The following is a 26,259-nucleotide window of genomic DNA, read 5'->3' on the forward strand; positions in this document are numbered from 1 at the left end:
TGCCGGCCTCGGTGCGGGCCGGTGCCTTGTGCATCACAAGACGCGTGCCATGCGGGCGGCGCGCGCAAGTGCTTGATCTGCTTGCAGATTTCAAGCAGCGATGGGTGTCACAACCCGTGCACCTGTCACCCACCCGGAGTGACAGCTGTCACGGCATCTCCGGCGCGCAGTGTCTGATGCCAGAACGCCGCGGAACCGGCTTTGCCGGGCCGCCAGCGTTGCCCCCCTCTGGGGGTCGCGCGCAGCGCGGCAGGGGGCGTTCAGCCCAACCTGTTGGGCTGGACGATGCCCAACCTTTTCATCCGGCGGTAAAGCGTCATGCGCGAAAGCCCCATCGCCCGCGCCACCGCGCTCACGTTCCACTGCGCGGCGCGCAGCGCCTGCAGCAGCGCATCCGGCCCGTCGTCGTGCGCGGCCTCACCCGCATCGGTCCGCAGGGGCAGCCGCGCCACCTGCAGTTCCGGCAGATCGTCCAGGTCGATGGCCCCGTCCGCGCAGAGGCTGGCCGCGTAGTCGAGCACGTTGCGCAGCTCGCGCAGGTTGCCCGGCCAGCGGTGCGCCAGCAGGCGCTGCAGTGCGGCGGGCGTGAGGGCGCGGCCGCCCAGCAGGCGCGTGATCATCGCGCCCAGGTCGCTGCGCTCGCGCAGCGGCGGCAGCTGGATGTGCGCGCCCTTGAGGCGGTAGTACAGGTCGTCGCGGAAGCGCCCCGCCAGCACCAGCTGCTCCAGCGGCGCGTGGGTCGCCGCGATCACGCGGATGTTCACCGGCACTGGCTTGGTGGCGCCCACCGGCAACACCTCGCGCTCGGACAGCACGCGCAGCAGCCGCGCCTGCAGGGCCAGCGGCATGTCGCCGATCTCGTCGAGGAACAGCGTGCCGCCGTCGGCCTCCGCGATCAGGCCGCGCTTGCCCTTGGGCGAGGCGCCCGAGAAGCTGCCCGGCAGGTGGCCGAACAGCTCGCTCTCGATCAGGTGCTCGGGAATCGCCGCACAGTTCACCGCCACGAAGGGCCGGCTGCGCCGCTCGCTCGCCGTGTGCACCGCCTTCGCGAAATACTCTTTGCCCGAGCCGGTCTCGCCGGTGATCAGCAGGCTGATGGGCGTGTTCACCAGCCGCGCCACGCGCTCCACTTGCCGGTCCAGCGCCGCGTCGCCGGCCGACAGCGCGGCCAGCGGCGCGGGCACGCGGCGTTCCTCGCGCGGCGCGCTCGCCACCGGTCGCGCCGGCGGCGGCACCGCCGAGAGAAACAGCAGCTGTTTGCCGCCCGCCAGCATCACCGCACGCTGGTCCGAGGGCTGCGTCATCACGAAGCGGCCGATCTGCCCGAACGGCAGACCGAACAGCTGCTCGAAGCCCATGCCCAGCAGCGGCTCGCCTTGTTGAAGCGCCAGTTGCGCCCGCCGGTTGTGGCCCACCACGCGGCCGTTCGCGTCCAGCGCCAGCAGGTAGTCCGGCTGCACGTCGAGGAACTGCGGCGCCTGCGACAGGCGCAGCACCCAGTCGTGCCGGTGGCGGTGCAGGAAAGCCGCGTTCTCGATGTCGTGCGCGTACATCTTCACCAGCTGCAGCGCCAGGTGCTGGCTCTCCTTGGGCTGGTTGGAACTGAGCTGCGAAATGTCCAGCACCGCGCTCAGCTGCCCCGCGCTGTCGTACACCGGCGCGGTGGTGCAGGTCAGCGGAATATGGGTCGCGTCGAAGTGGTCGTCCAGATGCACCGTCAGCGCCTGGCCGGTGCTGATGCAGGTGCCCACGCCGCAGGTGCCCGCGTGGTGCTCGCTCCAGTCCGCGCCGAGGTACAGGCCCGCCTTGCGCAGGCTGGGCTCGAACACCAGATCGCCCAGAAAGTCCACCGTCACGCCGCGCGCGTCGGTCAGCAGCACCACATAACCCAGCCCCGCGACCTTGCTGTAGAGCGACTCCAGCCCGTGGCGCGCGATCTGCAGCAGCGCCTCCATCTGGTCCTGGTGCTCGCGCAGCCGCGCCTGCGGCAGGATGACGGCCTCCTGCATGCGCGTCGGGTCCAGCCGGTGCTGCTGCACACAGCGCAGCCACGAATCGCGGATCACCCGCTCATGCCGCGCCGCCGCCTGCGCCCCCACCCCGTCCGCGGCCACCTGCATCACGGTGGCGATGTGCTGGTGCGGGCTGGTGGTGGTGCTGCTGTGTTGCATGGCGCGTCTCCGGGACAAAGGCTGGCAGGCTGCGGAAAGCCTTGCACCTTCGGATCAGCGCGGGGTGGTGTCAATGGAGGGTTTACCCGGGGAGGCGGTGGACAAGCCATTGGTCAATGACCTCTTGGACACGGGCTGCGTATCTAGCCCCTCCAAACAGCCATCCATAAAGAGTTGGTCGATCAGCTGCGGAGCAGCATTGAGCCAACTATTGACCGCTCAGTAGCCGCCTCTTCTGCTGATCAAACTCAACATCGTTGAGCAAGCCTCGCTTCTTCAGATCCTCCAGCTTCAGCAGTTCCGAGTACAAGTCTTTTGGCGCCTGAACGGAGCCCGACGGCTGAGGCGCAAGAGGCGACTTCACCTCAATGACTTGATCCGGCACCTTTTCCAATCTTGGTCTGCCGAGTTGCGGATCCCCTTCAGAAAGACACATGAACTGGACTTCCGCAGTTGCGTTTTTGCCGAAGGCCATGTCTGACTGTTGGGTGTTTATCACCTGAACCTTTTTGCCAAGACCAGCACAGTGTTTTTGCGCTTCCGCAAAAGCCAATGCCTTTGCCTCCGTACCGCTAAAACCCCCGGGGCTCTTGCCCTGACTACCGATCATGTAAGTGTCTTGTCCAATCTGAATGACACCAGTTGTAGACGTACACGCAGATAGAAGCAGCACGAAAGCAGCCACCACATACCTTTGACGTTGCATCTCTCCTCCAGAAACCGGTTGAAAGAAGATGGTATCAAGGTGATGTCCCAAGTCGAAACGCGCCGACCCGTCATGACCTCAATCGATATTGCCGCTCTAAGGCGGGTGAAAGGCGTTATTGGCACAGGGGACTTGCAGCAAACTTGGCCAATGAGTCATCGGACAGTTTGCATCTGAGGTGCGTCGCGCCTGCTTTGGACACCTTCCAGCTTGGTCAACCCGGCAGTTCGCTGGACGGTGAAAAGTCGCTCATTCACCTGTTGCCATCAAAAAATGCAATCCAACAGGTGAATCCTTTCAAATCAACGACTTATCCCACGTCGTCAGCACCTCAAACCCCTGCTCCGTCACCGCCACCATGTGTTCCCACTGCGCCGAGAGCGAGCGGTCCTTGGTCACCACCGTCCAGCCGTCGGCCAGCTGGCGGGTCTCGCGTTTGCCGGCGTTGAGCATGGGTTCGATGGTGAAGACCATGCCGGCCTCCAGCCGCAGGCCCTGGCCGCGCTGGCCGTAGTGCAGCACGTTGGGTTCGTCGTGGTAGATCTGGCCGATGCCGTGGCCGCAGTACTCGCGCACCACGCTGAAGTGCTCGCGGTGCGCGACGCTCTGGATGGCGTGGCCCACGTCGCCGAGCGTGGCGCCGGGCCGCACCTGCCGGATGCCGGCCAGTAGTGCTTCGTAGGTGGTGTCCACCAGCCGCCGCGCCAGGGTGCTGGGCGTGCCGACGCAGAACATGCGGCTGGTGTCGCCGAACCAGCCATCCTTGAGCACGGCCACGTCGATGTTGACGATGTCGCCGGCCTTGAGGATCTTGTCGGCCGCGGGGATGCCGTGGCAGACCACGTGGTTGACCGAGGTGAGGATGGTCTTGGGGTAGCCGTGGTAACCGAGGTTGGCGGGGATGGCGCCCTGCACGTTGACGATGTGTTCGTGGCAGAGGCGGTCGAGCGCTTCGGTGCTGACGCCGGGCACGACGTGCGGCTCGATCATGGCCAGCACCTCGGCGGCCAGCTGCGCAGAGCGCCTTGCCATGACCAGTTCGTCGGCGCTGCGGATGGGGACGCTGCGCGCCATCAGTGGCGGCCTTTGGCGGTGGCCGCGGCGGCGGTCTTGGGTGGCGCGGCCGTGCCGAGGGTGGCGGCGTTGGTGAGGTCGAGGCCGCCGCTGAGTTCGGCCTGGATCAGCAGCTGGCAGATGGCGCGGTAGTCGAGATCCGGGTGCATTTCGGTGAGCATGCCGACGCGCATCCAGTGCTCGGCCTGCGCGTTGATGGACCGGCTCAGCGCCGTGCCCGCGACCCGCAGGTTCTCATGCATCTGGTCGGAAATCTTGACGATGCCCACGGGTGGACTCCATATGAAACATATACGGATTGTATTTGCTTCATATCGTCTCTGGTTCTGGCTGTGGCACCGTTCGTGGGCAGCGCGGAACCGGGCGGTGGCTTGATCAGAACAGCGGGCCTATGCCCCGGAACGCTCGAAGTACCGCTGATAGAAGCCCAAGTACCTGGTGTTCACCTGCAGACAGGTGAGCTGTGAGTACTTCAAGCGTTCTATCTTTGACCACCACTTGCCTGTTCCGCTGAACGACTGAAACTCAACCTGCGCTGCGGTTGCACGAACGGGCCGCCCTATGGCGAATTCAGGAGATGGTCCGAGTTCTCGCTCAAGGATCATCAAGGGGCAGTGCTCAGAAAGTTGTCGAATCAGCGTGCCCCAATCATCGAGCTCCAGCGACACCGGCGTTTGCGATCCGGGACGAATGCCTTCTTTCTTCAGAAGGCGTTCCTGAAACTCATCGGTAGCAGTTCGCCGCACTTCGGTGATGTCGCTTCGACGAAGAACCATGAGCCCGTCGATCTGAAAGTCATAGACGTACTCGAGAGCCAGCAGGTTGTCCGACAGCCCGACGAGGAAGCCCTGAATGCCGTAGCCGTCGATATCTTGTCGGCGGATCGACACGAGGCGTCGTGACTTCAAAAGGGTGGACAGGGTATGGGACATGCACAGGGTTTCTAGCTTGCCGACCAGGTATTGGTCCGCTCAATTGCCAGGTCGTGCTTGTGGCGCATCAGCGAAATCACCGGCGGGTCTGAAGACAGCACGTGAAAGACCCGGTCTTCGCACCAGAGCACATACTCTTTGTAAGGTTCTTCGATCAGCTGCGCGACCGATGTCCGTGACTCAACAAATGTCCGAAACGAGGATGCATCGGCAACATAGAGAAAGCGCCCCTCACCCTTTTTCAGCTCCGGGTCGGACTTGTCAAAAGACTCGTTGAAGACGAAGAAGGCGTGCGCATTCGGGAATCTGACTTCAATACACCGACTCTCGGCCTCGACCCGAACAGGAAAGTAGGGGCCAAGCGCTGTTTCACCGACTTCCACGAACTGCCTCGCCCCTCCCTTGATGCCTTCTACCAATTGGATCGTCAGCGCACCGTTCAGCTCTTGTGCGATCGAGTCCAGAAACCAGGTATGTGCTGTATCGAGCACCGCTTGCATAGTGAGTCTCCATTCATCTGAGATGCGACACCGAATGGCTGCCTGAGTCAAGGCCACTCCCCCGCCAACCACCAGATCCCCACGGCCAACATCACCAGACCAACGATCTCCACCAGGATGGCTGTGCCTGTCTCCGCCTCATCCACCCCGCCAAAGCGCTCCTGCGGATACCTCCCCAGCGTCACGACACGCAGCAGGCACCAGCCGATCGACCAGCCCACGGTCTGGACGCACACATCCCAGGCCAGCCACCAGAGGAATCGCAGTACGCCGAGCACGAGGCCTCTGGGCGCATCCAGCCAGTCGGGGACATCGATCATTTATTACTTCCAGGTTCAACGCGATGGACGGGGCGATCCAGGCGCCGCATGGGCGGGCCCTTTGAGTTCAATGATGTTGCCGTCCGGGTCGCAGAAGTACAGGGAGAGCCCTTCACCTTCCGCGCCAAAGTTGGTGCTCGCCGGGCCCCTGGGAACGACGCCGTGTTCGGCGAGGTGCGCCACGATGCGCTGTTCGTCGAAGGGCTCCACCCGCAGGCAGAGGTGGTCGACGTTGCGCCCTTCCGCCTTCGGCCCCTCTCCGCCGATCCGACCCAGCGGTCCGTCGATGGACACGAGGTCCACCATGGACGCGCCCGCCCGCAGGTGCACCAGGCCGAGTTCGGGCCGCTCGCGCGCGAGGTGGCAGCCGAGCACGCGCTCATAGAACGCCACACTGGCGGCGAGGTCCCGCACACGGAACACGACGTGATCGATGCGTTCGACAGTGAAGGGCAACATGGGTGGCGGCGTTGGGAACGGTGATCAACCCTTCTTCGCCAGCCCCAGCCGCTCGATCGTCGCCTTCTCGGCCTTGAAGGTGCGCTCGGCGTAAGCGGTGTAGTCGGTCGTGCTCATGTAGATCACCGGCTGGAAGAACTTGTCCAGCGTGGCAAGCACGGCCGGGTCTTCCAGGGTCTTCCTGAACGCGTCGTGCAGCACCTTCACCACGGCCGGGTCCATGCCCTTGGGGCCGCCGATGCCAAACGGCGATTCGGTGATGGTGTCCCAGCCGCTTTCCTTGACAGTGGGCACGTCGGGGAAGGCCTTGTTGCGCTGGCTGCCCAGTGTGGCCAGCAGGCGCAGCTTGCCGCTCTGCACGTGCGGCGCGAATTCGGTGGTGCCGCTCATGACGCGGATGTGGCCGCCCAGGATGGCCTGCATGATTTCGGCCGAGCCTTTGAACGGGATCGGGTTGAGCTGGATGCCGGCCTTGTCGCTGAATTCTTCGATGGCCAGGTGCGGCGTGGTGCCGGTGCCAGTGTGGCCGTATTCGAGCTTGCCAGGGTTGGCCTTTGCGTAGGCCACCATGTCCTTGAGCGTCTTGAATGGCGCGTCGGCGGTGCAGGCGATGCCGAAGGTGTAGCCGGTCAGGCAGACGATGTGGGTGAGATCTTTCACCGGGTCGAAGTTCATCGCCTGCATGTGCGGCAGGCGGTAAATGCCCAGCGGCAGCTGCGTGAGCGTGTAGCCGTCGGGAGCGGCCGTGACCATGGCCGAAGCGCCCAGCGTGCCGCCGGCGCCGGGCTTGTTCTCCACCACCACCGGCACGCCCAGGACCTTGCTGGCGCTGTCGCCGAAGGCGCGCATCACGGCGTCGCTGCTGCCGCCGGTGGGCCAGGGTGCGATGAGCTTGATCGGACGGTTGGGAAACTTGTCCTGCGCCAGCACATGGGCCGGCAGCAGGGCGGGGGCGGCGATTGCGGCGGCCGAGGCGAGGACCTGGCGGCGGTTGAGGGCGACGGGGCGGCGAGGCGGGCTCATGCATGTCTCCTGTGGGGTGTTGGACCAGCCCGCCAACATAGACCGCCCGGCCCCCGCTGGGAACCGGGGCGGCCCCAAGCCGGCGCCGTTTCAGTCGCGCCGGGGACGCCGCCTGAGCGCGGGGGTCAAGCGCCCGCCTGCTCCCCGGCCAGGTAGTCGGCCTTGCCCAGGTCCACGCCGTTGTGGCGCAGCAGGGCGTAGGCGGTGGTGACGTGGAAGAACAGGTTCGGCAGCGCCCAGTGCTTGAGATACGCCTCGCCGGTCATGGTGCGGGTCTTGTCGCGGCCCACGGGGAAGGTGATCTGGGCTTCTTCGCGGCCGTCGATGGACGCGGCGGACACGGTGGCCAGCCAGTCCAGCGTCTTGGTGATGCGGGCCTGCAGTTCGGCGAAGGTGGTTTCGTTGTCTTCGAACTTCGGCGCCTCGATGCCGGCCAGGCGCGCGGTGCCGTTCTTGGCGGCGTCGCAGGCGATGCGGATCTGCGAAGCGAAGGGCAGCATGTCGGGCGCGAGGCGCATGGTGACGAACACGTTGGGGTCGAACTTGCGCGCAGCCGCATTGGCCTCTGCCTTGTTCAGGCAGTGCAGCAGGTTGGACAGGGCGGTCTGGAAGACGGGCAGGCTGGCGGACGAGAGGGTGATGGGCATGGGCTTGCAGCGGGTGGTGGAGAGGTCCGGCATGCTACGCCAGACCCCGCACCCGTGCAGGCGCCCTCACCTCAAGGGGTCGGGCACGGTGGGGACGTGCTCCGGCGCCACCACAGCCGCGCCATGTGGCTCGCCATCGTCCAGGGTCTGCCAGTCGCTCGTCAGCAGGTCCATCAGCGCGTGGTCCAGGCTGTCGATGTCAATGTCCAGGGGCTCGAACAGGCCTTCGGGCTCTACAGGAGAAATGCCGCGATTCATCTGCGTCCTCCGATCTGATCGGTGGCTGCGCGCAGGAATGGACCGTGCGCAGTGCGATCAGCCGAAAGTGTTCAACAAAGCAGCCGGCTTGACCAGTAACAAGCGGTTTCACCATGTACGCGGCCGGGGCTTCAGGCGGGGGTGGTGCCGGCCCGCTGGTGCGCGTAGGCCACGTACCAGTCCAGGCAGCCCGGGTTGGCCATGGCGTCGCGGTTGATCACCTTCTCCAGCGGCTGGCCGAGCAGCAGTTTCTTGATCGGCAGCTCCTGCTTCTTGCCCGAGAGGGTGCGCGGGATCTCGGCCACCTGCAGGATCTGGTCGGGCACGAAGCGCGGCGAGAGCGCGCTGCGGATGGCGCCGCTGATCTTCGCGGAGAGCGCCTCGTCCAGCGCGAGCCCGGGGCGCAGCACCACGAACAGCGGCATGAAGCTCTCGCGGCCCAGGTATTCGAGGTCCACCACCATGCTGTCGAGCACCTCGGGCAGGGCCTCGACGGCGCTGTAGAGCTCGCTGGTGCCCATGCGCAGGCCGTGGCGGTTGATGGTGGCGTCGGAGCGGCCGTAGATGACGCAGGAACCGTCGGGGTGGATGCGCAGCCAGTCGCCGTGCCGCCAGACGGCGCCGGCTTCTTTTTCAAGATCGCCGCCGCCGGGCTTGCGCCCGTGGCCCGGAGGGAAGGTGTCGAAGTAGCTGCCGATCAGGCGGCGGTGGTCGGTGTCGCCGACGAAGTACAGCGGCATGGACGGGATGGGTTGCGCGCAGACCAGTTCCCCCACGGCGTCGATCACCGGCTCGCCCTGCTCGTTCCAGGCTTCAACCGCGCAGCCCAGCAGGCGGCACTGCATGTGGCCGGGGGTCTGCGGCAGCTCGCGGTTGCCGCCGATGAAGGCGCCCGCGAAGTCGGTGCCGCCCGAGATGTTGCACCACCACATGTCCTTCTGCGCGTCGGTCTTCGCGATGCCGGCGAACTGGGAGGTGCCCCAGCGCTGCGCCTCTTCCGACAAAGGCGATCCCGTCGTTCCCAGAGCCCGCACCTTCGACAGATCGCCGCAGGTCGAGAGGTCCACACCCGCTTTCAGACAGTTGGCGAAGAAGGCCGCGCCGGCACCGAAGAAGGTCACGCCCTCGCGCGCCGCGAAGCGCCAGAGCACGGTCCAGTCGGGGTTTTCTTTCGAGCCGCCCGGGTTGCCGTCGTAGATGACGCAGGTGGTGCCGTTGAGCAGGCCGCTGACCTGCGCGTTCCACATCACCCAGCCGGTGGAGCTGTACCAGTGGTAGCGCTCGCCCCGGCTGTTGGGGTGGTAGCTGCAGCCCACGTCGTTGTGCAGGGTCTTGAGCGCCATGGCCACGATCACCGTGCCGCCGTGGCCGTGCACGATGGGCTTGGGCAGGCCCGTGGTGCCGCTGCTGTAGACGATCCACAGCGGGTGGTCGAAGGACAGCCACAGCGGCTCGAAGGCGGCCACCGCCGCGTCGTCGCGCGCGGTGGTGGTGTGGAAGTCGTCGCAGGGCTGTGCCGACTCCAGCGCGCGGTCCACCTCGGCCGGCTCCCGCGCCAGGTTGGTGTGCAGGATGACGTGGCGCACCGTGGGCAGCGCCGCGCGCAGCTCGGCCACCACGGCCAGGCGGTCGTGGTCCTTGCCGCCGTAGCTCACGCCGTCGCAGGCGATCAGCGCCACCGGCTCGATCTGCTTGAAACGGTCGAGCACGGCATTCGTGCCCATGTCGGGCGCGCACACGCTCCACACGCCACCGATGCTCACCACCGCGAGGAAGGCGACCATGGTTTCGGGGATGTTGGGCAGGTAGGCGGCCACCCGGTCCCCGGGCCGCACGCCGTGGGCCTGCAGGTGCAGCGCCAGCGAGGCGACCTGGCGGCGCAGCTCGGGCCAGCTCAGTTCGCGCCGCTGGCCTTTCTCGTTGTCGGAAATCACGGCCGGAAAGCCCGCCGCGTGCGCCGCGTCGACATGGCGGAAGACCTGCTGCGCGTAGTTGAACCGCGCGCCCGGGAACCAGTGCGCGCCGGGCATCACGTTGCGTTCGAGCACGGCCGTGTGCGGCGTGGGCGAGCGCAGGTCGAAGCAGTCCCAGATGCTCTGCCAGAAGGCGTCCAGCTCGGTGGTGGACCAGCGCCAGAGTGCGTCGTAGCTGTGAAAGCGCAGGCCGCGTTCGCGGGCCAGCCAGTCCTGGTAGAGGCGGATCTGCGGGGTGTACGGGGGCGGTGTCGTGGCCATTTGTTGTCTCCTGCGGCGCAGGGTAGCAGCGGGTGCGCGGCGGCGCCTATCGCGCAGTTGTCAGGGCAGTGATCGCAAGGGTTTGTACGGATGTTCAACATTTTTGTACGAACGTTCAATACCGCTCCATGGTCACCCGTCCTGCCCCCCGAACGTCCCGCGCCCGGTCTGCCGCCGCGCAGGGCACACCGCCCCGTCCGGACCGGCAGATGGCCATCCTGCTGGCGGCCGAGAAGCTGTTCGCACAGCACGGCTACCACGGCGTGTCGATCCGCCAGATCGCCGAGGAGGCGCAGGTGCCGCTGGCGCTGGTGGGCTACTACTACGGCCCCAAGAGCGAGCTGTTCCACGCCATCTTCCAGCACTGGCAGGGCACCATCCAGGAACGCCTGGCGCTGCTGCAGCAGGTGCTGGCCGGGCCGCCGACCGAGGCCTTCCTGCGCCAGGTGGTGGAGGCCTTCGTGCGACCGGTGCTGGTGCAGCGCGCCAGCGCCGAGGGCGAGTACTACGCCCAGCTGGTGGGCCGCGAGCTGGCCCGCCAGACGCCCGAGACGAACCGGGTACTCACGGAGTTCTTCGACCCACTGGCCCACAGCTTCATCGACGCCATACACGCCGCCCGCCCCGGCCACGACCGTGCACGGGCCGCCTGGGCCTACCAGTTCGCTCTCGGCGCACTGCTGCACCACATCACCGACCACCGGGCGCCCACGCTCTCGCGCGGGCGCAACCAGGTCTGCGCGCCCGAGGCCGCGGCGCTGCTGATCGACTTCATCACCGCCGGCATCGCGGCCGTGATGCCCCTGCCCCCACCGGTTTCCCCGTCCCCGCGCCGCAGAGCGCCCTCGCCTTCCACCACCACACGGAGACAAGCATGAAACGCCGCACCTTCCAGACCACCCTGTTCGCATCGGCCCTTGCACTCGCCGGCCTGCACAGCGCGCACGCGCAGCAGACCATCAAGCTCACCGCCGCGGGCGGCCACCCGCCGGTGTTTCTGTGGGTCAAGCTGCTGGACGAGTTCTACATCCCCGAGGTGGACAAGCGCCTGGCCGCGGCCGGCGGCAAGCACAAGGTGGAGTGGACCAAGGCCTGGGGCGGCACGCTGATCAAGATCGGCGCCGAGTCCAAGGGCATCTCCGACGGCGTGGCCGACTTCGGCTTCGTGGGTACGCTGTTCGAGGCGGCCAAGTTCCCGATGCAGAACGTGAGCTACGTCGCGCCCTTCGGCACCGACAACCTGGGCGCGGTCGGTTCCATCGTGGCCGACATGCAGAAAAAGATCCCGGCCATGGGCGACACCTGGACCAAGAACGGCCTGGTCTACCTGGGCGGCACGGCGCTGGACACCTACCACCTCTGGACCAACTTCCCGGTCAAGTCCATCGACGACCTCAAGGGCAAGAAGATCAGTGCGCCCGGCCCTTCGGCCAACTGGGTCAAGAACACCGGCGCGGTCGCCGTGGCGGGTTCGCTGCCGACCTACTACGAGGACATCAAGTCGGGCGTGTCCAACGGCGCCATCACCTTCAGCACCGGCGCCTGGGGCGCCAAGCTGCACGAGGTGGCGCCCCATGTGACCAAGGTGAACTTCGGCGCCATGTACGCAGGTGCCGTGGTGATGAACAAGCGACGCTTCGACGCACTGCCGCCCGAGGTGCAGCAGGTGTTCCGCGAGGTCGGCGCGGAATACGACAAGCGCTTTGCCGAGGCGCAGCGCTCCACCGCCGACGCACTGCTGCAGAAGATGGCCGCGGCCGGCGCCACCATCAGCGAGCTGCCGGCCGCCGAGCGCCAGCGCTGGGCCGACACCATCCCCAACGTGGCACAGGCCTGGGCCACCGACCTGCAGGGCAAGGGCGCCCCGGGCACCGAAATCCTCAAGGCCTACATGGAAGGCCTGAAGAAGAGCGGCGCCCAGCTGCCGCGCGACTGGTCGGTCAAGTAAGTCTTGCCTGGAGTTTCCATGAGCCACCCACCGCAGGATGCCTACAACCTGCCCCTGCCCTTCGGGCTGCACCGCCTCACCCAGGCCCTCAACGCCCTGGGCACGCTCCTCATCATCGGGCTGATGCTGCTGATCAACACCGACATCGTCGGGCGCACCGGCTTCGACGCGCCGGTGCGCGGCGTGACCGAGCTGGTGTCGCTGTCCATCGTGGGCATCGTCTTCCTGCAGCTGGCCGACACCCTGCGCTGTGGCCGCTTCACGCGCGCCGACATGCTGCTGGACGGCCTCAAGCGCGACCGGCCGGTGCTGGCCGCGCGCCTGCAGGCGCTGTACCACGGGCTGGGCGCACTGCTGATGGCGGTGATCCTCTGGGCCGCCTGGCCCTCGCTGACCGAGTCCATCGCTTCGCGCGAGTACGTGGGTGCGCTGGGCGACTTCACGGCGCCGGTCTGGCCGGTGCGGCTGATGATGCTGGTCGGGCTGGCCATGACGGCACTGACCTTCGTGCTGCTGGCGGTGCTGGACCTGCGGCGCGGGCAGTACCTGGTGTCCCAGCGGGAGAACCGCTCATGAGCGCCACCACCGTTGCCGTGCTCTCGCTGGTGCTGATGCTGCTGCTGATCTGGGGCGGCCTGCACGTGGCCGTGGTGCTGGGTCTGGTCTCTTTCGTCGGCGTCTGGATCATCCGCGACGACATCGGCGTGGCGGCCAACCTGCTGGCGCAGGCCTCGAGCGACGCCATCGCCAGCCACATCTTCGGCGTGGTGCCGCTGTTCGTGCTGACCGGCTTCCTGGTGGCGCGGGCCGACATCGGCAAGGACGCCTTCGAGGTCGCCAACCAGCTGTTCCGCCGCCTGCGCGGCGGCCTGGGCGTGGCCACCGTCGCATCCAACGCGGTGTTCGCCGCCATCACCGGCATCTCGATTGCCTCGGCCGCGGTGTTCACCCGCGTGGCGGTGCCGCAGATGATGCGCTTCGGCTACCAGCCGAAGTTCGCGGTGGGGGTGGTGGCCGGCTCCTCGGTGCTGGGCATGCTGATCCCGCCCAGCCTGCTGATGATCCTCTACGGCTTTCTGGCCAACCAGTCGGTGGGCGACCTGTTCACCGCTGGCATCGTGCCGGGCCTGTTGCTGGCGGCGGCCTTCGCCATCGGCATCGTGCTCGCGGCCTACTTCAAGCCATCGATGGTCTACGCGGGCGGCGAGATGCCGGTGCCCGACGGCGAGGACATGAGCCCGCTGACCATGGTGCTCAAGCTGGTGCCCATCGTGCTGATGATCGGTGGTGTGCTGGGCGGTCTGTACGGCGGCCTGTTCACCGCCACCGAGGCCGGCGCGGTGGGCGCGGCGCTGGCGCTGCTGATCGCCGTGCTGCGGCGCAAGCTCACGGCCAGGGCCTTCTGGGAGGTGCTGACGGAAACCGGGCACGTCACCGTGGCGGTGAGCTTCCTGATCATCTGCGCCAGCATCTACACCCGCATGCTGGCCATGTCGGGCATGCCGCAGTTCCTGATGGAGCTGATCAGCCAAGCCGGCTTCGGACCCTTCGCCTTCCTCCTGGTCTACGTGTTCATCATCATCCTGCTGGGCACGGTGATCGACTCGTCGTCCATCCTGCTGATCGTGCTGCCGCTGATGCTGCCCATCGCCGAGCAGTTCGGCATGAACATGATCTGGTTCGGCGTGGTCACCGTGGTGGCGGTGGAGATCGGCCTGCTCACGCCGCCGTTCGGACTCTCGGCCTACGTGGTCAAGAGTTCGCTGAACGACCCGCGCATCACGCTGGGCGACATCTTCCGCGGCACCGGGCCGTTCACGCTGATCATGGCCGGCGTGCTGCTGCTGCTGATGGCCTTCCCTTCGCTGAGTCTGGTGCTGCTCAAGTGAGCGCGCCCCTCCACCACAAAGACCCCAAGGAGAACCCCATGCCCCGCCGATTCGTCGACCTTTCGATCTACCTGGAAAACGACGTCATCTCCGACCCGCCGGCCTTCGCACCCAGGATCCAGTACTTCGACCACAAGAACTCCTTCGAGCAGATGGCGCCCTTCTTCCCGGGCCTGAAGCAGGAAGACCTGCCCGACGGCGATGTCTGGGCGGTGGAGACGATCCAGCTCTCGACCCACAACGGCACCCACCTGGACGCGCCGTACCACTTCCACAGCACCATGGACCAGGCGCTGGGCGAGAAGAAGAAGGCCTGGACCATCGACGAGGTGCCGCTGGAGTGGTGCTTCCAGCCGGGCGTGAAGCTGGACTTCCGCCACTTCGCCGACGGCTACGTGGTCACCGCCGCCGACGTCGAGGCCGAGCTGGCGCGCATCGGCCACACGCTGAGCCCGCTGGAAATCGTGGTGGTCAATACCCGCGCCGGCAGCCGATACGGCCACAACGACTTCGTCAGCGCCGGCTGCGGCATGGGCTACGACGCCACCATGTACCTGCTGGAGCGCGGCGTGCGCCTGACGGGCACCGACGCCTGGAGCTGGGACGCGCCCTTCGTCTACACCGCGCAGAAGTACGCCGCCACCCAGGACGCGAGCCTGATCTGGGAAGGCCACAAGGCGGGGCGCGACATCGGCTACTGCCACCTGGAGAAGCTCCACAACCTCGAAGCCCTGCCGGCGACCGGCTTCTACATCTCCTGCTTCCCGCACAAGATCCGCGGCGCCTCGGCCGGCTGGACGCGTGCGGTCGCGATCTTCGATGACGCCCTGATGCCCGCATGACCATGACGCTCAACCACACCCACGACCCCGCCGCCCGCAGCTGGGTCGAATCGGCCAACGAGCCAGGATGCGACTTCCCGATCCAGAACCTGCCGTTCGGCGTGTTCCGCCGCCAGGGCTCGGACGAGGCCTTCCGCGGTGGCGTGGCCATCGGCGACCAGGTGATCGACCTGGCGGCGGTGTCGGCGTCCGGCGCGCTGGACGGTCGGGCCGCCGAGGCCGCCCGGGCCGCGGCACAACCCGCGCTCAACGACCTGCTGGCGATGGGCCCGGCCGCCTGGAGCGCCCTGCGCCACGCGCTGTTCGACGCGCTCAAGGCCGGCGCCAGCGGCCCGGGCACGGAGGCGCTGCGCGCGAGCCTGGTGCCGCAAAGCGCCGTGGAACACAGCGTGCCCACGCGCATCGGCGACTACACCGACTTCTACACCTCCATTCACCACGCGCGCAACGTGGGCCGCGTGATCCGGCCCGACGATCCGCTCACGCCCAACTTCCAGTGGATCCCCATCGCCTACCACGGCCGCGCCTCCAGCGTGGTGATCAGCGGCACGCCCTTCCACCGCCCTCACGGCCAGGCCATGGCCCCGGGGGCGGCAGCGCCCGTGCACGGCCCCTGCCGCCGGCTCGACTACGAGCTGGAAATGGGCTTCTACGTCGGCCCCGGCAATGCCCTGGGCCAGCCCATTCCCATCGCCGAAGCCGAGCAGCACATCTTCGGCATGTGCCTGCTCAACGACTGGTCGGCGCGCGACCACCAGTTCTGGGAAATGGCGCCGCTCGGCCCCTTCCTGGGCAAGAACTTCTGCACCAGCGTCTCGCCCTGGATCGTCACCATGGAGGCGCTGGCGCCCTACCGCGTGCCCTTCGCCCACCCGGCCGACGAGCCGCAGCCCCTGCCCTACCTGGACAGCCCCGCCAACCGCGCGCAGGGTGGCGTGGACGTGCAGCTCGAAGTGGTGCTGCAAAGCGCCCGGCACCGCGCCCAGGGCCATGGCGGCGACCGGCTCTCCGCGACGAGCTTCCGCCACCAGTACTGGACCATCGCGCAGATGCTGGCGCAGCACACCAACAACGGCTGTAACCTGCAGCCCGGCGACCTGCTGGGCACCGGGACCATCTCCGGCCCGACCTACGAAGAGGCGGGCGCCATCGTCGAACTCTCGCTGGGTGGCACCCGGCAGGTTCCCCTGCCCGCCACGGGCGAGACGCGCAGCTTTCTGGAAGACGGCGACAACGTGATCCTGCGCGGCTGGTGCGAGAAGCCGGGCGCAGCGCGCATCGGCTTCGGCCGCTGCGAAGGTGTGGTGCTGCCGGCCGTCGGCGGCTGAGGGGCGGAGCACCAGCGGGCCTGACCACCTGTCCCGCACCGGATGGGTGCGCAGGCCGATTTGCGCGCAGAATCCCGGCCCATCACAACACGAGAAGGAGAAGCCATGGGCCTGCTCAGCTGGACCGAAAAATCCCCCACCACCCTCGCCAACGGCGGCGTCGTCGGACCCGATGAACGCCTGCCCTGGCCGCAGACCGGCGTGATGGGCGTGCAGCACCTGATCGCCATGTTCGGCGCCACGGTACTCGCCCCCATCCTGATGGGCTTCGACCCCAACGTCGCCATCCTGATGAGCGGCATCGGCACCCTGATCTTCTTCCTCGTCACCGGCGGCAAGGTGCCCAGTTACCTCGGTTCGAGCTTCGCCTTCATCGGCGTGGTGATCGCCGCCACCGGCTACGCCGGCTCCGGCCCCAACGCCAACATCGGCGTGGCGCTGGGCGGCATCATCGCCTGCGGCGCGCTCTACACCCTGATCGGCGTGGTGGTGCAGGCGATCGGCACCGGCTGGATCGAACGCTTCATGCCGCCGGTGGTGACCGGCGCGGTGGTGGCGGTGATCGGCCTGAACCTGGCCGGCATCCCGATCAAGAACATGGCGCCGACCGACTTCGACAAGTGGATGCAGGGCATCACCTTCGTCTGCGTCGCGCTGGTCGCCGTGTTCAGCAGCGGCATGGTGCAGCGCCTGCTGATCCTGGTCGGCCTCATCGTCGCCAGCATCGTCTACGCCGTGCTGACCAACGGCCTGGGCCTGGGCAAGCCGCTGGACCTCAGCGGCATCGCCAGCGCCGCCTGGTTCGGCATGCCCAATTTCAGCGCGCCGGTGTTCAGCGCCAACGCCATGCTGCTGATCGCGCCGGTCGCCATCATCCTGGTGGCCGAGAACCTGGGCCACATCAAGGCCGTGACCGCGATGACCGGCAAGAACCTGGACCAGTACATGGGCCGCGCCTTCATCGGCGACGGCGTCGCCACCATGGTGGCGGGCAGCGCGGGCGGCACCGGCGTGACCACGTACGCCGAAAACATTGGCGTCATGGCCGCGACCAAGATCTACTCCACCGCCGTGTTCGGGGTGGCCGGCCTGATGGCCATCCTGCTGGGCTTCAGCCCCAAGTTCGGCGCCCTGATCCAGGCGATTCCGCTGGCCGTCATGGGCGGCGTGTCCATCGTGGTGTTCGGCCTGATCGCGATTGCCGGCGCCAAGATCTGGGTCGACAACAAGGTGGACTTTTCCGACAACCGCAACCTGCTGGTGGCTGCCATCACCCTGGTGCTGGGCACGGGCGATTACACGCTCAAGTTCGGCGGCTTCGCGCTCGGCGGCATCGGTACCGCGACCTTCGGCGCGATCCTGCTGTGGGCGCTGATCGGGGGCAAGAAGCGATGAACGGCGTCTGGACGCAAGACATCTCGGTCCAGATCCTGACCGACCTGCATCGCGACACCGCGGTGCAGCACCTGGGCATGGAGTTCCTGGAGGTCGGCGACGACTTCATCACCGCGCGCGTGCCGGTGGACAGCCGCACCAAGCAGCCCTACGGCCTGCTGCACGGCGGGGTGAGCGTGGTGCTGGCCGAAACCCTGGGCAGCTGCGGGGCCGCCTTCAGCTGTCCGAGCGGCCACCGCGCGGTGGGACTGGACATCAACGCCAACCACCTCCGGGGCGCCACCAGCGGCTGGGTGACGGGCACGACGCGCCCGGTGCACATCGGCCGCAGCACCCAGGTCTGGCAGATCGACCTCAAGAACGACGCCGGCGAGCTGACCTGCGTCTCGCGCATCACGATGGCGATTCTTCAACCCCGCTGAGCAGGGTTCTGGCTCACCCGGCCGGGGCCGCGCCGGGCTGACGCAGATCGGAAGTGGTCAAGAAACAGGCAGAAGCGCCGATGAGACGGATATCTCCGTTTTGCCCGGACCGCGCCATGAACCCGCCCCTGCCTTCCCCCGACGACGACGACCTCGGCCACTACCTTTCGGCCATGGTTGCGCACGGCGGCTCCGACCTCTTTCTGTCGGCCGGCACCCCGGCCGGTCTCAAGGTGCAGGGCGTGCTGCGCCGGCTGCAGGAGGAGCCGCTGTCGGCCGAGCGCATCAAGCGCCTGGCCTATTCGGTGATGCGCGAGTCGCAGATCCGCGAGTTCGAGTCCTCCCTGGAGTGCGATCTGGCGGTCGCCATCCACGGCCTGGGGCGCTTCCGCGTCAACGTCTACCGCCAGCGCGGCGAGGTGGCCGTGGTGGTGCGCCACATCAACGCCAACATCCCCTCTCTGGAATCGCTCAAGCTGCCGCCGGTGCTCTCGCGCCTGGCCATGCTCAAGCGCGGCCTGGTGCTGGTGGTCGGCGCCGCCGGTTCCGGCAAGTCGACCACGCTGGCCGCCATGCTGAACCACCGCAACCAGAGCACGGCCGGCCACATCCTGACCATCGAAGACCCCATGGAGTTCGAGCACAGCCACGGCAAGTGCATCGTCGACCAGCGCGAAGTGGGCCTGGACACCAAGTCCTTCAACGAGGCGCTGCGCCACGCGATGCGCGAGGCACCGGACGTGATCATGATCGGGGAGATCCGCGACCTGGACACCATGCAGCACGCGCTGGCCTACGCCGAGACCGGCCACCTCTGCGTCTCGACCATGCACGCCAACAACGCCAACCAGGCGATCCAGCGCATCCTCAACTTCTTCCCCGAGGCCGCGCACCGCCAGGTGCTGATGGACCTCTCGCTGAACCTCAAGGGCGTGGTGGGCCAGCGGCTGATCCGCGGCGCGCAGGGCAGTCTGGTGCCGGCGCTGGAGGTGATGCTGCTCTCGCCCTACATCGCCGACCTGATCCAGAAGGGCCAGATCGATGACATCAAGGAGGCCATGGCCAAGAGCAACGAGCTGGGCATGTGCTCGTTCGACCAGTCGCTCTACGACCTCTACGAACGCGGCGACCTCACGGCCGAACAGGCGATCGAACACGCCGACTCGCGCACCGACCTCTCGCTGCGCATCCGCCTGCACCACGGACAACGCCCCGACACCGCCGGCCTGCGCATGACGGCCTGAAGCCCCGCGCCTTGGCGCTCAGCGGGCGCGCTCGCAGCGTCCCTGCGAGCTGGCCAGACCGCGGAAGTCGCTCTGCCAGGCCAGCCGCGCCACGTCGATCTGGATGCGTTCGTTGTCCAGCGCGGTGAGGATCACGGTGCCGTTCACCGCAAAGCTGTGCACTGGCACGCCGTCGACGCTGACCGCGCTCACACGCTTGTCGTCGTAGGCCACTTCGACCGTGCGAACCCAGATCTCCCGCGCCGGGGCGTACACCGCCTCGCACACCAGGCCGACACGGCTGACCGCAGCCAGGGCCATCACCGGCACCGACATCACCAGTGCCAGCGCCATGAGCAGCAGCGGCTTCACCCCTGGCTGCCCTGCTGCAGCCGCTCGCTCTTCCAGTACACGTCGTCGCCGCCGTTCATGCGGTTGAGCACACGTGCGAGCACGAACATCAGGTCCGAGAGCCGGTTCAGGTACTGGCGCGGCGCTTCCTTGATCGCCTCCTCGTTGCCCAGGGCCACCAGGTGCCGCTCGGCCCGGCGCGCCACGGTGCGGCACACATGGGCCTGGCTGGCGGCGCGGTTGCCGGCCGGCAGGATGAACTCCTGCAGACGCGGCAGCTGCTCGTTGTAGGTGGCCAGCGCTTCGTCCAGCGCCAGCACGGCCTCGGGCTTGAGCAGCTCGTAGCCGGGAATCGACAGCTCACCGCCGAGGTTGAACAGCTGGTGCTGGATCTCCACCAGCAGCGTGTGCACATCGGCCGGCATGTCTTCGCACAGCAGCAGGCCGATGTGGGAGTTGAGTTCGTCCACATCGCCCATCGCATGCACGCGAAGGCTGTTCTTGGACACGCGGGCGTTGTCGCCCAGGCCGGTGGTGCCGGCGTCGCCGGTGCGGGTTGCGATCTGTGAAAGGCGGTTGCCCATGGAATCTCCTGCTGCCGCGGCGCGCCGACGGGCGCACCGCTGCCGGAATTGTCCGTGAAAGCCGGCCGCGGAGGCCATGCTGTAAGCGAAGGCAGGCAAATGTGTCTGAGGCAAGCAGACCGTGCGGAGGGAAACAGCCGGCAAAAACACTGGCCTCCGGTCCTGATCGACGGTGCAATGGGCGCCCGTCAACATTCAAGGAGAGACCCATGTCCCGACGCCCATCCCGCCTCACCTCGTTCGAAGCCCGCAGTGTGCTGCTGATTGCCAGCGTCACTCTGGGCGTGGCCGGCAGTGCCTATGCCCAGAGCACGGCCGCGCCGGCCTCGGTGGCGGCCGACGCCGAAGTGGCCGCGGCCTTCACCAAGGCCGACAAGAACAGCGACGGCAAGTTGAGCAAAGAGGAAGCCGCCACCCTGCCGGCCGTGGCCGCCGGCTTCGAGCGCGCCGACACCAACAAGGACGGCACCCTGAGCGCGGCCGAGTTCAGCAAGGCCATGAAGATGTGAGCTTGAACGTGGGGGCAGTCCCGCGCGTGCTGTTCGCTGCGGAACACCCGGTCTACACTGCCGGCTGACCACGGGCGCGCCAGGCCCGCACCGACCAGGAGACCGCCATGAACGCCCCCACCACCCCCTCCCACCTCGCGCCCGAACTTTCGCTGCGCGAGGTGCCGGCCGCCCTGATCCAGGCGCTGCTGGCGCGTTTTGGCCCCCGCTGCTCCACCGCCCAGGTGGTGCGCGAGCAGCACGGCCGCGACGAATCCATCTTTGAAGTGCCGCCGCCCTCGGCCGTGGTGTTCGCCGAGTCGACGCAGGACGTGGCCGATGCGGTGAAACTGGCCGCGCAATACAAGGTGCCGGTCATTCCCTTTGGCGTCGGTTCTTCGCTCGAAGGCCACCTGCTCGCGGTGCAGGGCGGCATCAGCATCGACGTCAGCCGCATGGACCAGGTGCTCTCGGTCAACGCCGAGGACCTCACCGTCACTGTGCAACCCGGCATCACCCGCATGGGCGTGAACAACGCGGTGAAAAGCGAAGGTCTGTTCTTCCCCATCGACCCGGGTGCGGACGCGTCCATCGGCGGCATGACCGCCACCCGCGCCAGCGGCACCAACGCCGTGCGCTACGGCACCATGCGAGAGAACGTGCTGGCACTCGAAGTCGTCACCGCGCAGGGCGAGGTCATCCGCACCGGCACGCGCGCCAAAAAGAGCAGCGCGGGCTACGACCTCACGCGGCTGATGGTGGGCAGCGAAGGCACGCTGGGCGTCATCACCGAGGTCACCCTCAAGCTCTACCCGCTGCCCGAGGCGATCTCGGCCGCCACCTGCTCGTTTCCCACCATTGAGGCCGCCGTGCGCACCGTGATCCAGGTGATCCAGCTGGGCGTGCCGATCGCGCGCTGCGAGCTGATCGACGCCAACACCGTGCGCATGGTGAACGCCCACAGCAAGCTGGGCCTGCGCGAGGAACACATGCTGCTGATGGAGTTCCACGGCTCGCCCGCGAGCGTGAAGGAACAGGCCGAGACGGTGCAGGAGATCGCCGGCGACTTCGGCGGCAATGCCTTCGAATGGGCCACCACGCCCGAGGAGCGCACCCGCCTGTGGACCGCGCGGCACAACGCCTACTTTGCGGCCATCCAGAGCAAGCCCGGCTGCCGCGCCATCAGCACCGACACCTGCGTGCCGATCAGCCGCCTCGCCGACTGCCTGCTCGACTCGGTGGCCGAGGCCGACGCGTCCGGCATCCCCTACTTCCTGGTCGGCCACGTGGGCGACGGCAACTTCCACTTCGGCTACCTGATCGATCCGGCCAAGCCCGAAGAGCACCACACCGCCGAGGCGCTGAACCACAAGCTGGTGGCGCGCGCCCTCGACCTGGAAGGCACCTGCACCGGTGAACACGGCGTGGGTCTGCACAAGATGGACTTCCTGCGCCGCGAGGCCGGCGACGGCGCCATCGCCATGATGCGCACGCTCAAGCGTGCGCTCGACCCGGACAACATCCTCAACCCTGGCAAGATCTTCGCGCTCTGAGGCGGGCGCGTCCTCCCCGAAGGGGAGCCGGCGCCCCGGGACCTGGGGGTCGGGCCGCTGTGCAGCAGGAAAATGGCGCAGTACACTTTTTCCTCTGTCACACCCTCTGCAGGTGGTTCCATGAAACAACTCTGCCTTTCCCTGTTGCTGGTGTCCTCGGCGGCCTTCGCCCAGGACACCATCCGCATCTGCGATGCCAGCGGCTGCTCCGACCGGCCGCGCAACACCGCGACTTTCGAGGCCGAGCTGGCCGCGCAGCCTGATCCGGCCCAGGACCCCAAGCTGCTGGCGCTGGAGGCCATGGCCGCCAAGGACCCCCGTGCGGCCTACGACCTGGGCCTGCGCTTCTTTCGCGGCGACGGCGTGAAGAAGGACGGCTACCTGGCCATCAAGTGGATGCGCGACGCCGGCGAACGCGGCGACTTCAAGGCCGCCCAGGCCCTGGGCCGCTTCTACCTGTTCGGCCTGGAAGAAATGGGCCCGGATCCCGGCGAGGCCGAGCGCTGGCTGATGATGGCCGCCGACAAGGGCGACAAGGAAGCCAAGAAGCTGCTCACCCAGGCGCGCAAGGCCAAGGAACAGACGCGCACGGACTACGAATGGCGTGAAACCGTGCGCAAGAACGGCTGGGTGGCCGGCTGGTACAGCGGCTACGCCTACCGCACCTACTGGCGCGATGGCCGCTGGTACTACTATTGAGCCCCCGGCAGGCCGACTCATCCGAAGCGGCCTGCCCTATTTTTTGTCTGACACCAGGAAGGTATCCATGAAACTGAACTCCACCCCCTCCCGCGTTGCGATTGGCCTGGCCCTCGGGCTGACCCTCACGGCCTGCGGCGGCGCGGGCGGCGGCCGCGTGACCACCGGCTCCAGCCCGACCGCCACCACGGGCGCCGCCGCCGGCGGCACCAGCGTCGGTGCCAACAGCTCCCTGGAGCGCTGCGCCTCGCCCCTGGGCACGCTGGCGGTGGACGATGGCCGCGACAAGGAGTGGTGGGGCAGCTTCGGCGCCGCGACCCAGGTCACCAGCATCGAGCCGCTGATCCGCCTGGCCGTGGCGCAGTCCAACTGCTTCGTGATCACTTCGATCGGCAACAACCGCACCGAAGGCAAGATTTCCGCCATCACCGACAAGCAGCGCAACTCGGGTGAGTTCCGCGCCGGTTCGCAGCAGCAGAAGGGCCAGCGCGTCGCGGCCGACTACTACCTGGAGCCCGCCATCATCATCGACAACGAGTCCACCGGTCAGGTGGTCGGCGCGCTGGGCGGCCTGCTGGGCGGCCGCAACCGCAACCTTGCCACCATCGCCGGCGGCCTGGAAAGCAAGGCCTCGGTCGTGACCCTGACCATGTTCGACATCCGCTCGGGCGTGCAGCTGTCGATCTCCGAAGGCAACGCGACCGCCACCAACTACGGTGCCGCGCTCGGCGCCTTTGGTCCCAGCGCCGGTGGCACGCTGGGCGGCTTCTCGCGCTCGCCCGCCGGCAAGGCCACGGTCGCCGCCTTCACCGACGCCTACAACAACATGGTCATCGCGCTGCGCAACTACAAGGCGCAGGAAGTCAAGGGTGGCCTGGGCAAGGGCGGTCAGCTGAAAGTTGGCAACTGATCCAATCCCCACCACAGCACAAAGGCCTCCACTTGGAGGCCTTTTTCTTTGGGCTTTCGAGGGTTCTCAGCGCTCGCTGCGCAGCTTGTCGATCAGGCCGTTGAGTTCGTCCAGCGAGCCGAACTGGATCGCCAGTTCGCCCATCTCCTCGACGCGGCCGTGGCGCTTGACGCGCTTCTTGATGCGCACCTCGACCTCGGCGGTCAGCAGGTCGGACAGTTCTTCTTCCACGCGGCGGATGTCGCGCGACTTTTCCTTCTTGGGCTGCTGCGGCACCAGGTTGAACTCGGCGCCGATCTTCTTGACCAGGTTTTCCGCCTCGCGCACCGACATCTTCTTGGCCGCGATCTGGTTGCCTGCCGTGATCTGGGCCGCCTTCTCCAGCGACAGCAGCGCGCGCGCGTGCCCCATGTCGATGTCGCCCGCCATCAGCATGGTCTGCACCGGCTCGGCCAGCTGAAGCAGGCGCAGCAGGTTGGAGGCCGCCGAGCGCGAGCGGCCCACGGCCTGCGCCGCCTGCTCGTGCGTCAGGCCGAATTCCTTCACCAGGCGCTGCAGGCCCTGCGCCTCTTCCAGCGGGTTGAGGTCCTCGCGCTGGATGTTCTCGATCAGCGCCATCGCGGCCGCCGCCTCGTTGGGCACGTCGCGCACCAGCACCGGCACCTCGTTCAGCCCGGCCAGCTTCGAGGCACGGAAGCGCCGCTCGCCCGCGATGATTTCGTACTTGCCGGCGTTGGGTCCGTCGGCCAGCTGGCGCACCAGGATGGGCTGCATGATGCCCTGCGCCTTGATCGACTCGGCCAGCTCGTAGAGCGCGCCCTCGTCCATGCGCGTGCGCGGCTGGTAGACGCCCGCGACCATCTGGTCCAGCGGCAGGCTGCTGGGCGCGCCTTCGGCGGCGGGTGCGGCCGCAGCGGGCGCGTCGGCAACCTTGGGGCCCAGCAGGGCTTCGAGTCCACGGCCGAGGCCCTTGGGTTTTTTGGTGACCATTCCGTCGTCTTTCTTCAGTTGTCTTTCTTGTCTGTCAGTTCGTTCAGCAGCGCTAGCCCCTCCGGCCAGTCGCCCAGGCCGGACTCGGCGTTGATGTGGCCGCGATCCCCGTAGTCGACGAAACGGGAGCCCCAGCTACCGGCCAGGCTTTGCGCCTTCCCGAAGCCGCAGTAGGGGTCGTTGCGGCTGCCGACCAGGGTGCTGGGAAACGGCAGGCGCTGGCGCACGATGGGCGCCCAGCTGGGCAGCAGGCCCTGCAGCTCTTCGCGCTCCGGGTCGCCGGGCGCCACCAGCAGCGCGCCTTGGACACGGCCGGTGCTGCGCGAGACCTCGGCCCAGGCGGCGGTGAGGATGCAGCCCAGGCTGTGCGCCACCAGCACCACGGGACCGTCACAGCCCAGGATCACGTCTTCCAGCCGGGCGATCCAGTCGCCACGGCGCGGGGTCATCCAGTCGTGCTGGTCGACCCTTTGATACCCGTGCAGAGCCTCCCAGCGGCTCTGCCAGTGGTCCGGTCCGCTGTTCTGCCAGCCCGGCAGAATCAGTACATTCTCAGGTTTCATGAGGTGTTCAGAAGAAGCCGGCGCTCACATCACATTTCCCGGATGCGCTCGACCATCTCGTTGGCGAATGTGATGAAGGCCTGGCTACCGCGGGCCGACGGGTCGAACACCACGCCGGGCAGGCCGTAGCTGGGCGCCTCGGCCAGACGCACGTTGCGCGGGATCACCGTGTCGAACACCTTGTCGCCGAAGTGGGCCTTGAGCTGGTCGCTGACCTGCTGCTGCAGGGTGATGCGCGGGTCGTACATGACGCGCAGCAGGCCGATGATCTGCAGGTCGGGGTTGAGGTTGGCGTGCACCTGCTTGATGGTGTTGACCAGATCGGTCAGGCCTTCGAGCGCGAAGTACTCGCACTGCATGGGCACGATCACGCCGTGGGCCGAGCACAGGCCGTTGAGCGTGAGCATGGAAAGGGACGGCGGGCAGTCGATGAGCACGAAGTCGTAGTCGGCATCCACCGCTGCCAGCGCGGTCTTCAGGCGCTGGTCGCGCCGCTCCAGCTCGACCAGTTCGACCTCGGCGCCGGCCAGTTCGCGGTTGGCGCCGAGCACGTGGTAGCCGCACTTTTCGGAGTGGATGGCCGCCTCTGCGACCGAGGCCGATTCGAGCAGCACGTCGTACACCGACAGCTCCATGCTGCGCTTGTCCACGCCCGAGCCCATGGTGGCGTTGCCCTGCGGGTCGAGGTCGACCATCAGCACGCGCTGCCCGACCTTGGCCAGACCGGCGGCGAGGTTGACGGTGGTGGTG

The 26,259-nt window shown here is 67.4% G+C and carries 30 protein-coding genes; 13 read left to right on the forward strand and 17 right to left on the reverse strand.

Annotation, left to right across the window (positions count from 1 at the left end; all coding sequences use genetic code 11):
- Nucleotides 1–260: 260 nt before the first annotated feature.
- The 12 genes from RCO38_RS17405 to RCO38_RS17460 all read right to left on the reverse strand — a co-directional run bounded on the left by RCO38_RS17405 (nucleotide 261) and on the right by RCO38_RS17460 (nucleotide 10,324).
- A complete protein-coding gene (locus RCO38_RS17405; protein ID WP_374694549.1) occupies nucleotides 261–2,171 on the reverse strand; it encodes a sigma-54-dependent Fis family transcriptional regulator in 1,911 nt (636 codons plus the stop codon).
- A gap of 208 nt (nucleotides 2,172–2,379) precedes the next feature.
- Nucleotides 2,380–2,781, reverse strand: coding sequence for an SHOCT domain-containing protein (locus RCO38_RS17410; RefSeq protein WP_308329616.1), 402 nt, complete (start codon nucleotides 2,779–2,781; stop codon nucleotides 2,380–2,382).
- A 393-nt stretch (nucleotides 2,782–3,174) separates the two neighbouring features.
- Nucleotides 3,175–3,951, reverse strand: coding sequence for a type I methionyl aminopeptidase (map, locus tag RCO38_RS17415; protein ID WP_308329617.1), 777 nt, complete (start codon nucleotides 3,949–3,951; stop codon nucleotides 3,175–3,177).
- A complete protein-coding gene (locus RCO38_RS17420; RefSeq protein ID WP_079366406.1) occupies nucleotides 3,951–4,220 on the reverse strand; it encodes a ParD-like family protein in 270 nt (89 codons plus the stop codon). Before RCO38_RS17420 ends, map begins: the two co-directional genes overlap by 1 nt.
- 120 nt (nucleotides 4,221–4,340) lie before the next feature.
- The gene (locus tag RCO38_RS17425) at nucleotides 4,341–4,883 is read right to left on the reverse strand and encodes a hypothetical protein (protein ID WP_308329618.1); all 543 of its coding nucleotides are present in this window, start codon (nucleotides 4,881–4,883) and stop codon (nucleotides 4,341–4,343) included.
- An 11-nt stretch (nucleotides 4,884–4,894) separates the two neighbouring features.
- Nucleotides 4,895–5,383, reverse strand: coding sequence for a hypothetical protein (locus tag RCO38_RS17430; RefSeq protein ID WP_308329619.1), 489 nt, complete (start codon nucleotides 5,381–5,383; stop codon nucleotides 4,895–4,897).
- Nucleotides 5,384–5,430: 47 nt separating this feature from the next.
- A complete protein-coding gene (locus RCO38_RS17435) occupies nucleotides 5,431–5,703 on the reverse strand; it encodes a hypothetical protein (RefSeq protein ID WP_308329620.1) in 273 nt (90 codons plus the stop codon).
- 15 nt (nucleotides 5,704–5,718) lie between these two features.
- Nucleotides 5,719–6,162 carry a VOC family protein gene (locus tag RCO38_RS17440; protein WP_308329621.1) on the reverse strand — a complete coding sequence of 148 codons (444 nt, stop codon included), beginning with the start codon at nucleotides 6,160–6,162 and terminating at the stop codon, nucleotides 5,719–5,721.
- 24 nt (nucleotides 6,163–6,186) lie between these two features.
- On the reverse strand, nucleotides 6,187–7,185 hold the full coding sequence (locus tag RCO38_RS17445) for a tripartite tricarboxylate transporter substrate binding protein (protein ID WP_308329622.1): 999 nt from the start codon (nucleotides 7,183–7,185) through the stop codon (nucleotides 6,187–6,189).
- Between the two features lie 125 nt (nucleotides 7,186–7,310).
- A complete protein-coding gene (locus RCO38_RS17450) occupies nucleotides 7,311–7,832 on the reverse strand; it encodes a DUF1993 domain-containing protein (RefSeq protein WP_308329842.1) in 522 nt (173 codons plus the stop codon).
- Nucleotides 7,833–7,898: 66 nt separating this feature from the next.
- Nucleotides 7,899–8,090 carry a hypothetical protein gene (locus tag RCO38_RS17455; protein ID WP_308329623.1) on the reverse strand — a complete coding sequence of 64 codons (192 nt, stop codon included), beginning with the start codon at nucleotides 8,088–8,090 and terminating at the stop codon, nucleotides 7,899–7,901.
- A gap of 131 nt (nucleotides 8,091–8,221) precedes the next feature.
- The gene (locus RCO38_RS17460; RefSeq protein ID WP_308329624.1) at nucleotides 8,222–10,324 is read right to left on the reverse strand and encodes an acetoacetate--CoA ligase; all 2,103 of its coding nucleotides are present in this window, start codon (nucleotides 10,322–10,324) and stop codon (nucleotides 8,222–8,224) included.
- Nucleotides 10,325–10,452: 128 nt separating this feature from the next.
- Between RCO38_RS17460 and RCO38_RS17465 the strand changes: the two genes are divergently transcribed.
- The 9 genes from RCO38_RS17465 (at nucleotide 10,453) to RCO38_RS17505 (ending at nucleotide 19,392) form a co-directional block, all read left to right on the forward strand.
- Nucleotides 10,453–11,202 (forward strand): TetR/AcrR family transcriptional regulator, encoded by a 750-nt coding sequence (locus RCO38_RS17465; protein ID WP_308329625.1) that lies wholly within the window; start codon nucleotides 10,453–10,455, stop codon nucleotides 11,200–11,202.
- Nucleotides 11,199–12,272, forward strand: coding sequence for a C4-dicarboxylate TRAP transporter substrate-binding protein (locus RCO38_RS17470; protein ID WP_308329626.1), 1,074 nt, complete (start codon nucleotides 11,199–11,201; stop codon nucleotides 12,270–12,272). Before RCO38_RS17465 ends, RCO38_RS17470 begins: the two co-directional genes overlap by 4 nt.
- An 18-nt stretch (nucleotides 12,273–12,290) precedes the next feature.
- Complete coding sequence (locus tag RCO38_RS17475) at nucleotides 12,291–12,848, forward strand: TRAP transporter small permease subunit (RefSeq protein ID WP_308329627.1); 558 nt, start codon at nucleotides 12,291–12,293, stop codon at nucleotides 12,846–12,848.
- Nucleotides 12,845–14,161, forward strand: coding sequence for a TRAP transporter large permease (locus RCO38_RS17480; RefSeq protein ID WP_308329628.1), 1,317 nt, complete (start codon nucleotides 12,845–12,847; stop codon nucleotides 14,159–14,161). Before RCO38_RS17475 ends, RCO38_RS17480 begins: the two co-directional genes overlap by 4 nt.
- Before the next feature lie 38 nt (nucleotides 14,162–14,199).
- A complete protein-coding gene (locus tag RCO38_RS17485) occupies nucleotides 14,200–15,003 on the forward strand; it encodes a cyclase family protein (protein ID WP_308329629.1) in 804 nt (267 codons plus the stop codon).
- A 2-nt stretch (nucleotides 15,004–15,005) separates the two neighbouring features.
- On the forward strand, nucleotides 15,006–16,331 hold the full coding sequence (fahA, locus tag RCO38_RS17490) for a fumarylacetoacetase (RefSeq protein ID WP_374694553.1): 1,326 nt from the start codon (nucleotides 15,006–15,008) through the stop codon (nucleotides 16,329–16,331).
- A 105-nt stretch (nucleotides 16,332–16,436) separates the two neighbouring features.
- Complete coding sequence (locus RCO38_RS17495; RefSeq protein ID WP_308329631.1) at nucleotides 16,437–17,726, forward strand: solute carrier family 23 protein; 1,290 nt, start codon at nucleotides 16,437–16,439, stop codon at nucleotides 17,724–17,726.
- Entirely contained in the window at nucleotides 17,723–18,148 is a 426-nt protein-coding gene (locus RCO38_RS17500; RefSeq protein WP_308329632.1) for a hotdog fold thioesterase, read from the forward strand. Before RCO38_RS17495 ends, RCO38_RS17500 begins: the two co-directional genes overlap by 4 nt.
- A gap of 116 nt (nucleotides 18,149–18,264) precedes the next feature.
- A complete protein-coding gene (locus RCO38_RS17505) occupies nucleotides 18,265–19,392 on the forward strand; it encodes a PilT/PilU family type 4a pilus ATPase (RefSeq protein ID WP_308329633.1) in 1,128 nt (375 codons plus the stop codon).
- Nucleotides 19,393–19,410: 18 nt separating this feature from the next.
- Here RCO38_RS17505 and RCO38_RS17510 read toward each other — a convergent pair whose 3' ends face one another.
- Both RCO38_RS17510 and RCO38_RS17515 read right to left on the reverse strand, forming a co-directional pair.
- Nucleotides 19,411–19,743, reverse strand: coding sequence for a hypothetical protein (locus RCO38_RS17510; protein ID WP_308329634.1), 333 nt, complete (start codon nucleotides 19,741–19,743; stop codon nucleotides 19,411–19,413).
- Nucleotides 19,740–20,306: a cob(I)yrinic acid a,c-diamide adenosyltransferase gene (locus RCO38_RS17515; RefSeq protein WP_308329635.1), complete on the reverse strand. Its 567-nt coding sequence runs from the start codon at nucleotides 20,304–20,306 to the stop codon at nucleotides 19,740–19,742. Before RCO38_RS17515 ends, RCO38_RS17510 begins: the two co-directional genes overlap by 4 nt.
- A 209-nt stretch (nucleotides 20,307–20,515) precedes the next feature.
- On the opposite strand from RCO38_RS17515, the gene RCO38_RS17520 reads away from it, so the two are divergent.
- From RCO38_RS17520 to RCO38_RS17535, 4 genes are all read left to right on the forward strand, one after another.
- Entirely contained in the window at nucleotides 20,516–20,815 is a 300-nt protein-coding gene (locus tag RCO38_RS17520) for an EF-hand domain-containing protein (protein WP_308329636.1), read from the forward strand.
- 107 nt (nucleotides 20,816–20,922) lie between these two features.
- Complete coding sequence (locus tag RCO38_RS17525) at nucleotides 20,923–22,347, forward strand: FAD-binding oxidoreductase (protein WP_308329637.1); 1,425 nt, start codon at nucleotides 20,923–20,925, stop codon at nucleotides 22,345–22,347.
- Between the two features lie 120 nt (nucleotides 22,348–22,467).
- Nucleotides 22,468–23,046 (forward strand): tetratricopeptide repeat protein, encoded by a 579-nt coding sequence (locus tag RCO38_RS17530; RefSeq protein WP_308329638.1) that lies wholly within the window; start codon nucleotides 22,468–22,470, stop codon nucleotides 23,044–23,046.
- 67 nt (nucleotides 23,047–23,113) lie between these two features.
- Complete coding sequence (locus tag RCO38_RS17535; RefSeq protein WP_308329639.1) at nucleotides 23,114–23,956, forward strand: hypothetical protein; 843 nt, start codon at nucleotides 23,114–23,116, stop codon at nucleotides 23,954–23,956.
- 66 nt (nucleotides 23,957–24,022) lie between these two features.
- Here RCO38_RS17535 and RCO38_RS17540 read toward each other — a convergent pair whose 3' ends face one another.
- The 3 genes from RCO38_RS17540 to RCO38_RS17550 form a co-directional block, all read right to left on the reverse strand.
- The gene (locus tag RCO38_RS17540; protein WP_308329640.1) at nucleotides 24,023–24,946 is read right to left on the reverse strand and encodes a ParB/RepB/Spo0J family partition protein; all 924 of its coding nucleotides are present in this window, start codon (nucleotides 24,944–24,946) and stop codon (nucleotides 24,023–24,025) included.
- A gap of 14 nt (nucleotides 24,947–24,960) precedes the next feature.
- Nucleotides 24,961–25,509, reverse strand: a complete 549-nt coding sequence (locus tag RCO38_RS17545; RefSeq protein WP_308329641.1) for an RBBP9/YdeN family alpha/beta hydrolase — start codon at nucleotides 25,507–25,509, stop codon at nucleotides 24,961–24,963.
- Nucleotides 25,510–25,538: 29 nt separating this feature from the next.
- A partial coding sequence (locus tag RCO38_RS17550; protein WP_308329642.1) for a ParA family protein occupies nucleotides 25,539–26,259 on the reverse strand: 721 nt, incomplete at its 5' end.

The organism is Hydrogenophaga pseudoflava (assembly GCF_031020795.1).
Lineage (GTDB): Bacteria > Pseudomonadota > Gammaproteobacteria > Burkholderiales > Burkholderiaceae_C > Hydrogenophaga > Hydrogenophaga pseudoflava_A.

Bases quoted from the DNA above. Each gene is read 5' to 3' on its own strand.
- RCO38_RS17405 (WP_374694549.1), bottom strand. From the start codon at position 2,171: ATGCAACACAGCAGCACCACCACCAGCCCGCACCAGCACATCGCCACC.
- RCO38_RS17410 (WP_308329616.1), bottom strand. From the start codon at position 2,781: ATGATCGGTAGTCAGGGCAAGAGCCCCGGGGGTTTTAGCGGTACGGAG.
- map (WP_308329617.1), bottom strand. From the start codon at position 3,951: ATGGCGCGCAGCGTCCCCATCCGCAGCGCCGACGAACTGGTCATGGCA.
- RCO38_RS17425 (WP_308329618.1), bottom strand. From the start codon at position 4,883: ATGTCCCATACCCTGTCCACCCTTTTGAAGTCACGACGCCTCGTGTCG.
- RCO38_RS17430 (WP_308329619.1), bottom strand. From the start codon at position 5,383: ATGCAAGCGGTGCTCGATACAGCACATACCTGGTTTCTGGACTCGATC.
- RCO38_RS17435 (WP_308329620.1), bottom strand. From the start codon at position 5,703: ATGATCGATGTCCCCGACTGGCTGGATGCGCCCAGAGGCCTCGTGCTC.
- RCO38_RS17440 (WP_308329621.1), bottom strand. From the start codon at position 6,162: ATGTTGCCCTTCACTGTCGAACGCATCGATCACGTCGTGTTCCGTGTG.
- RCO38_RS17445 (WP_308329622.1), bottom strand. From the start codon at position 7,185: ATGAGCCCGCCTCGCCGCCCCGTCGCCCTCAACCGCCGCCAGGTCCTC.
- RCO38_RS17450 (WP_308329842.1), bottom strand. From the start codon at position 7,832: ATGCCCATCACCCTCTCGTCCGCCAGCCTGCCCGTCTTCCAGACCGCC.
- RCO38_RS17455 (WP_308329623.1), bottom strand. From the start codon at position 8,090: ATGAATCGCGGCATTTCTCCTGTAGAGCCCGAAGGCCTGTTCGAGCCC.
- RCO38_RS17460 (WP_308329624.1), bottom strand. From the start codon at position 10,324: ATGGCCACGACACCGCCCCCGTACACCCCGCAGATCCGCCTCTACCAG.
- RCO38_RS17465 (WP_308329625.1), top strand. From the start codon at position 10,453: ATGGTCACCCGTCCTGCCCCCCGAACGTCCCGCGCCCGGTCTGCCGCC.
- RCO38_RS17470 (WP_308329626.1), top strand. From the start codon at position 11,199: ATGAAACGCCGCACCTTCCAGACCACCCTGTTCGCATCGGCCCTTGCA.
- RCO38_RS17475 (WP_308329627.1), top strand. From the start codon at position 12,291: ATGAGCCACCCACCGCAGGATGCCTACAACCTGCCCCTGCCCTTCGGG.
- RCO38_RS17480 (WP_308329628.1), top strand. From the start codon at position 12,845: ATGAGCGCCACCACCGTTGCCGTGCTCTCGCTGGTGCTGATGCTGCTG.
- RCO38_RS17485 (WP_308329629.1), top strand. From the start codon at position 14,200: ATGCCCCGCCGATTCGTCGACCTTTCGATCTACCTGGAAAACGACGTC.
- fahA (WP_374694553.1), top strand. From the start codon at position 15,006: ATGACGCTCAACCACACCCACGACCCCGCCGCCCGCAGCTGGGTCGAA.
- RCO38_RS17495 (WP_308329631.1), top strand. From the start codon at position 16,437: ATGGGCCTGCTCAGCTGGACCGAAAAATCCCCCACCACCCTCGCCAAC.
- RCO38_RS17500 (WP_308329632.1), top strand. From the start codon at position 17,723: ATGAACGGCGTCTGGACGCAAGACATCTCGGTCCAGATCCTGACCGAC.
- RCO38_RS17505 (WP_308329633.1), top strand. From the start codon at position 18,265: ATGAACCCGCCCCTGCCTTCCCCCGACGACGACGACCTCGGCCACTAC.
- RCO38_RS17515 (WP_308329635.1), bottom strand. From the start codon at position 20,306: ATGGGCAACCGCCTTTCACAGATCGCAACCCGCACCGGCGACGCCGGC.
- RCO38_RS17520 (WP_308329636.1), top strand. From the start codon at position 20,516: ATGTCCCGACGCCCATCCCGCCTCACCTCGTTCGAAGCCCGCAGTGTG.
- RCO38_RS17525 (WP_308329637.1), top strand. From the start codon at position 20,923: ATGAACGCCCCCACCACCCCCTCCCACCTCGCGCCCGAACTTTCGCTG.
- RCO38_RS17530 (WP_308329638.1), top strand. From the start codon at position 22,468: ATGAAACAACTCTGCCTTTCCCTGTTGCTGGTGTCCTCGGCGGCCTTC.
- RCO38_RS17535 (WP_308329639.1), top strand. From the start codon at position 23,114: ATGAAACTGAACTCCACCCCCTCCCGCGTTGCGATTGGCCTGGCCCTC.
- RCO38_RS17540 (WP_308329640.1), bottom strand. From the start codon at position 24,946: ATGGTCACCAAAAAACCCAAGGGCCTCGGCCGTGGACTCGAAGCCCTG.
- RCO38_RS17545 (WP_308329641.1), bottom strand. From the start codon at position 25,509: ATGAAACCTGAGAATGTACTGATTCTGCCGGGCTGGCAGAACAGCGGA.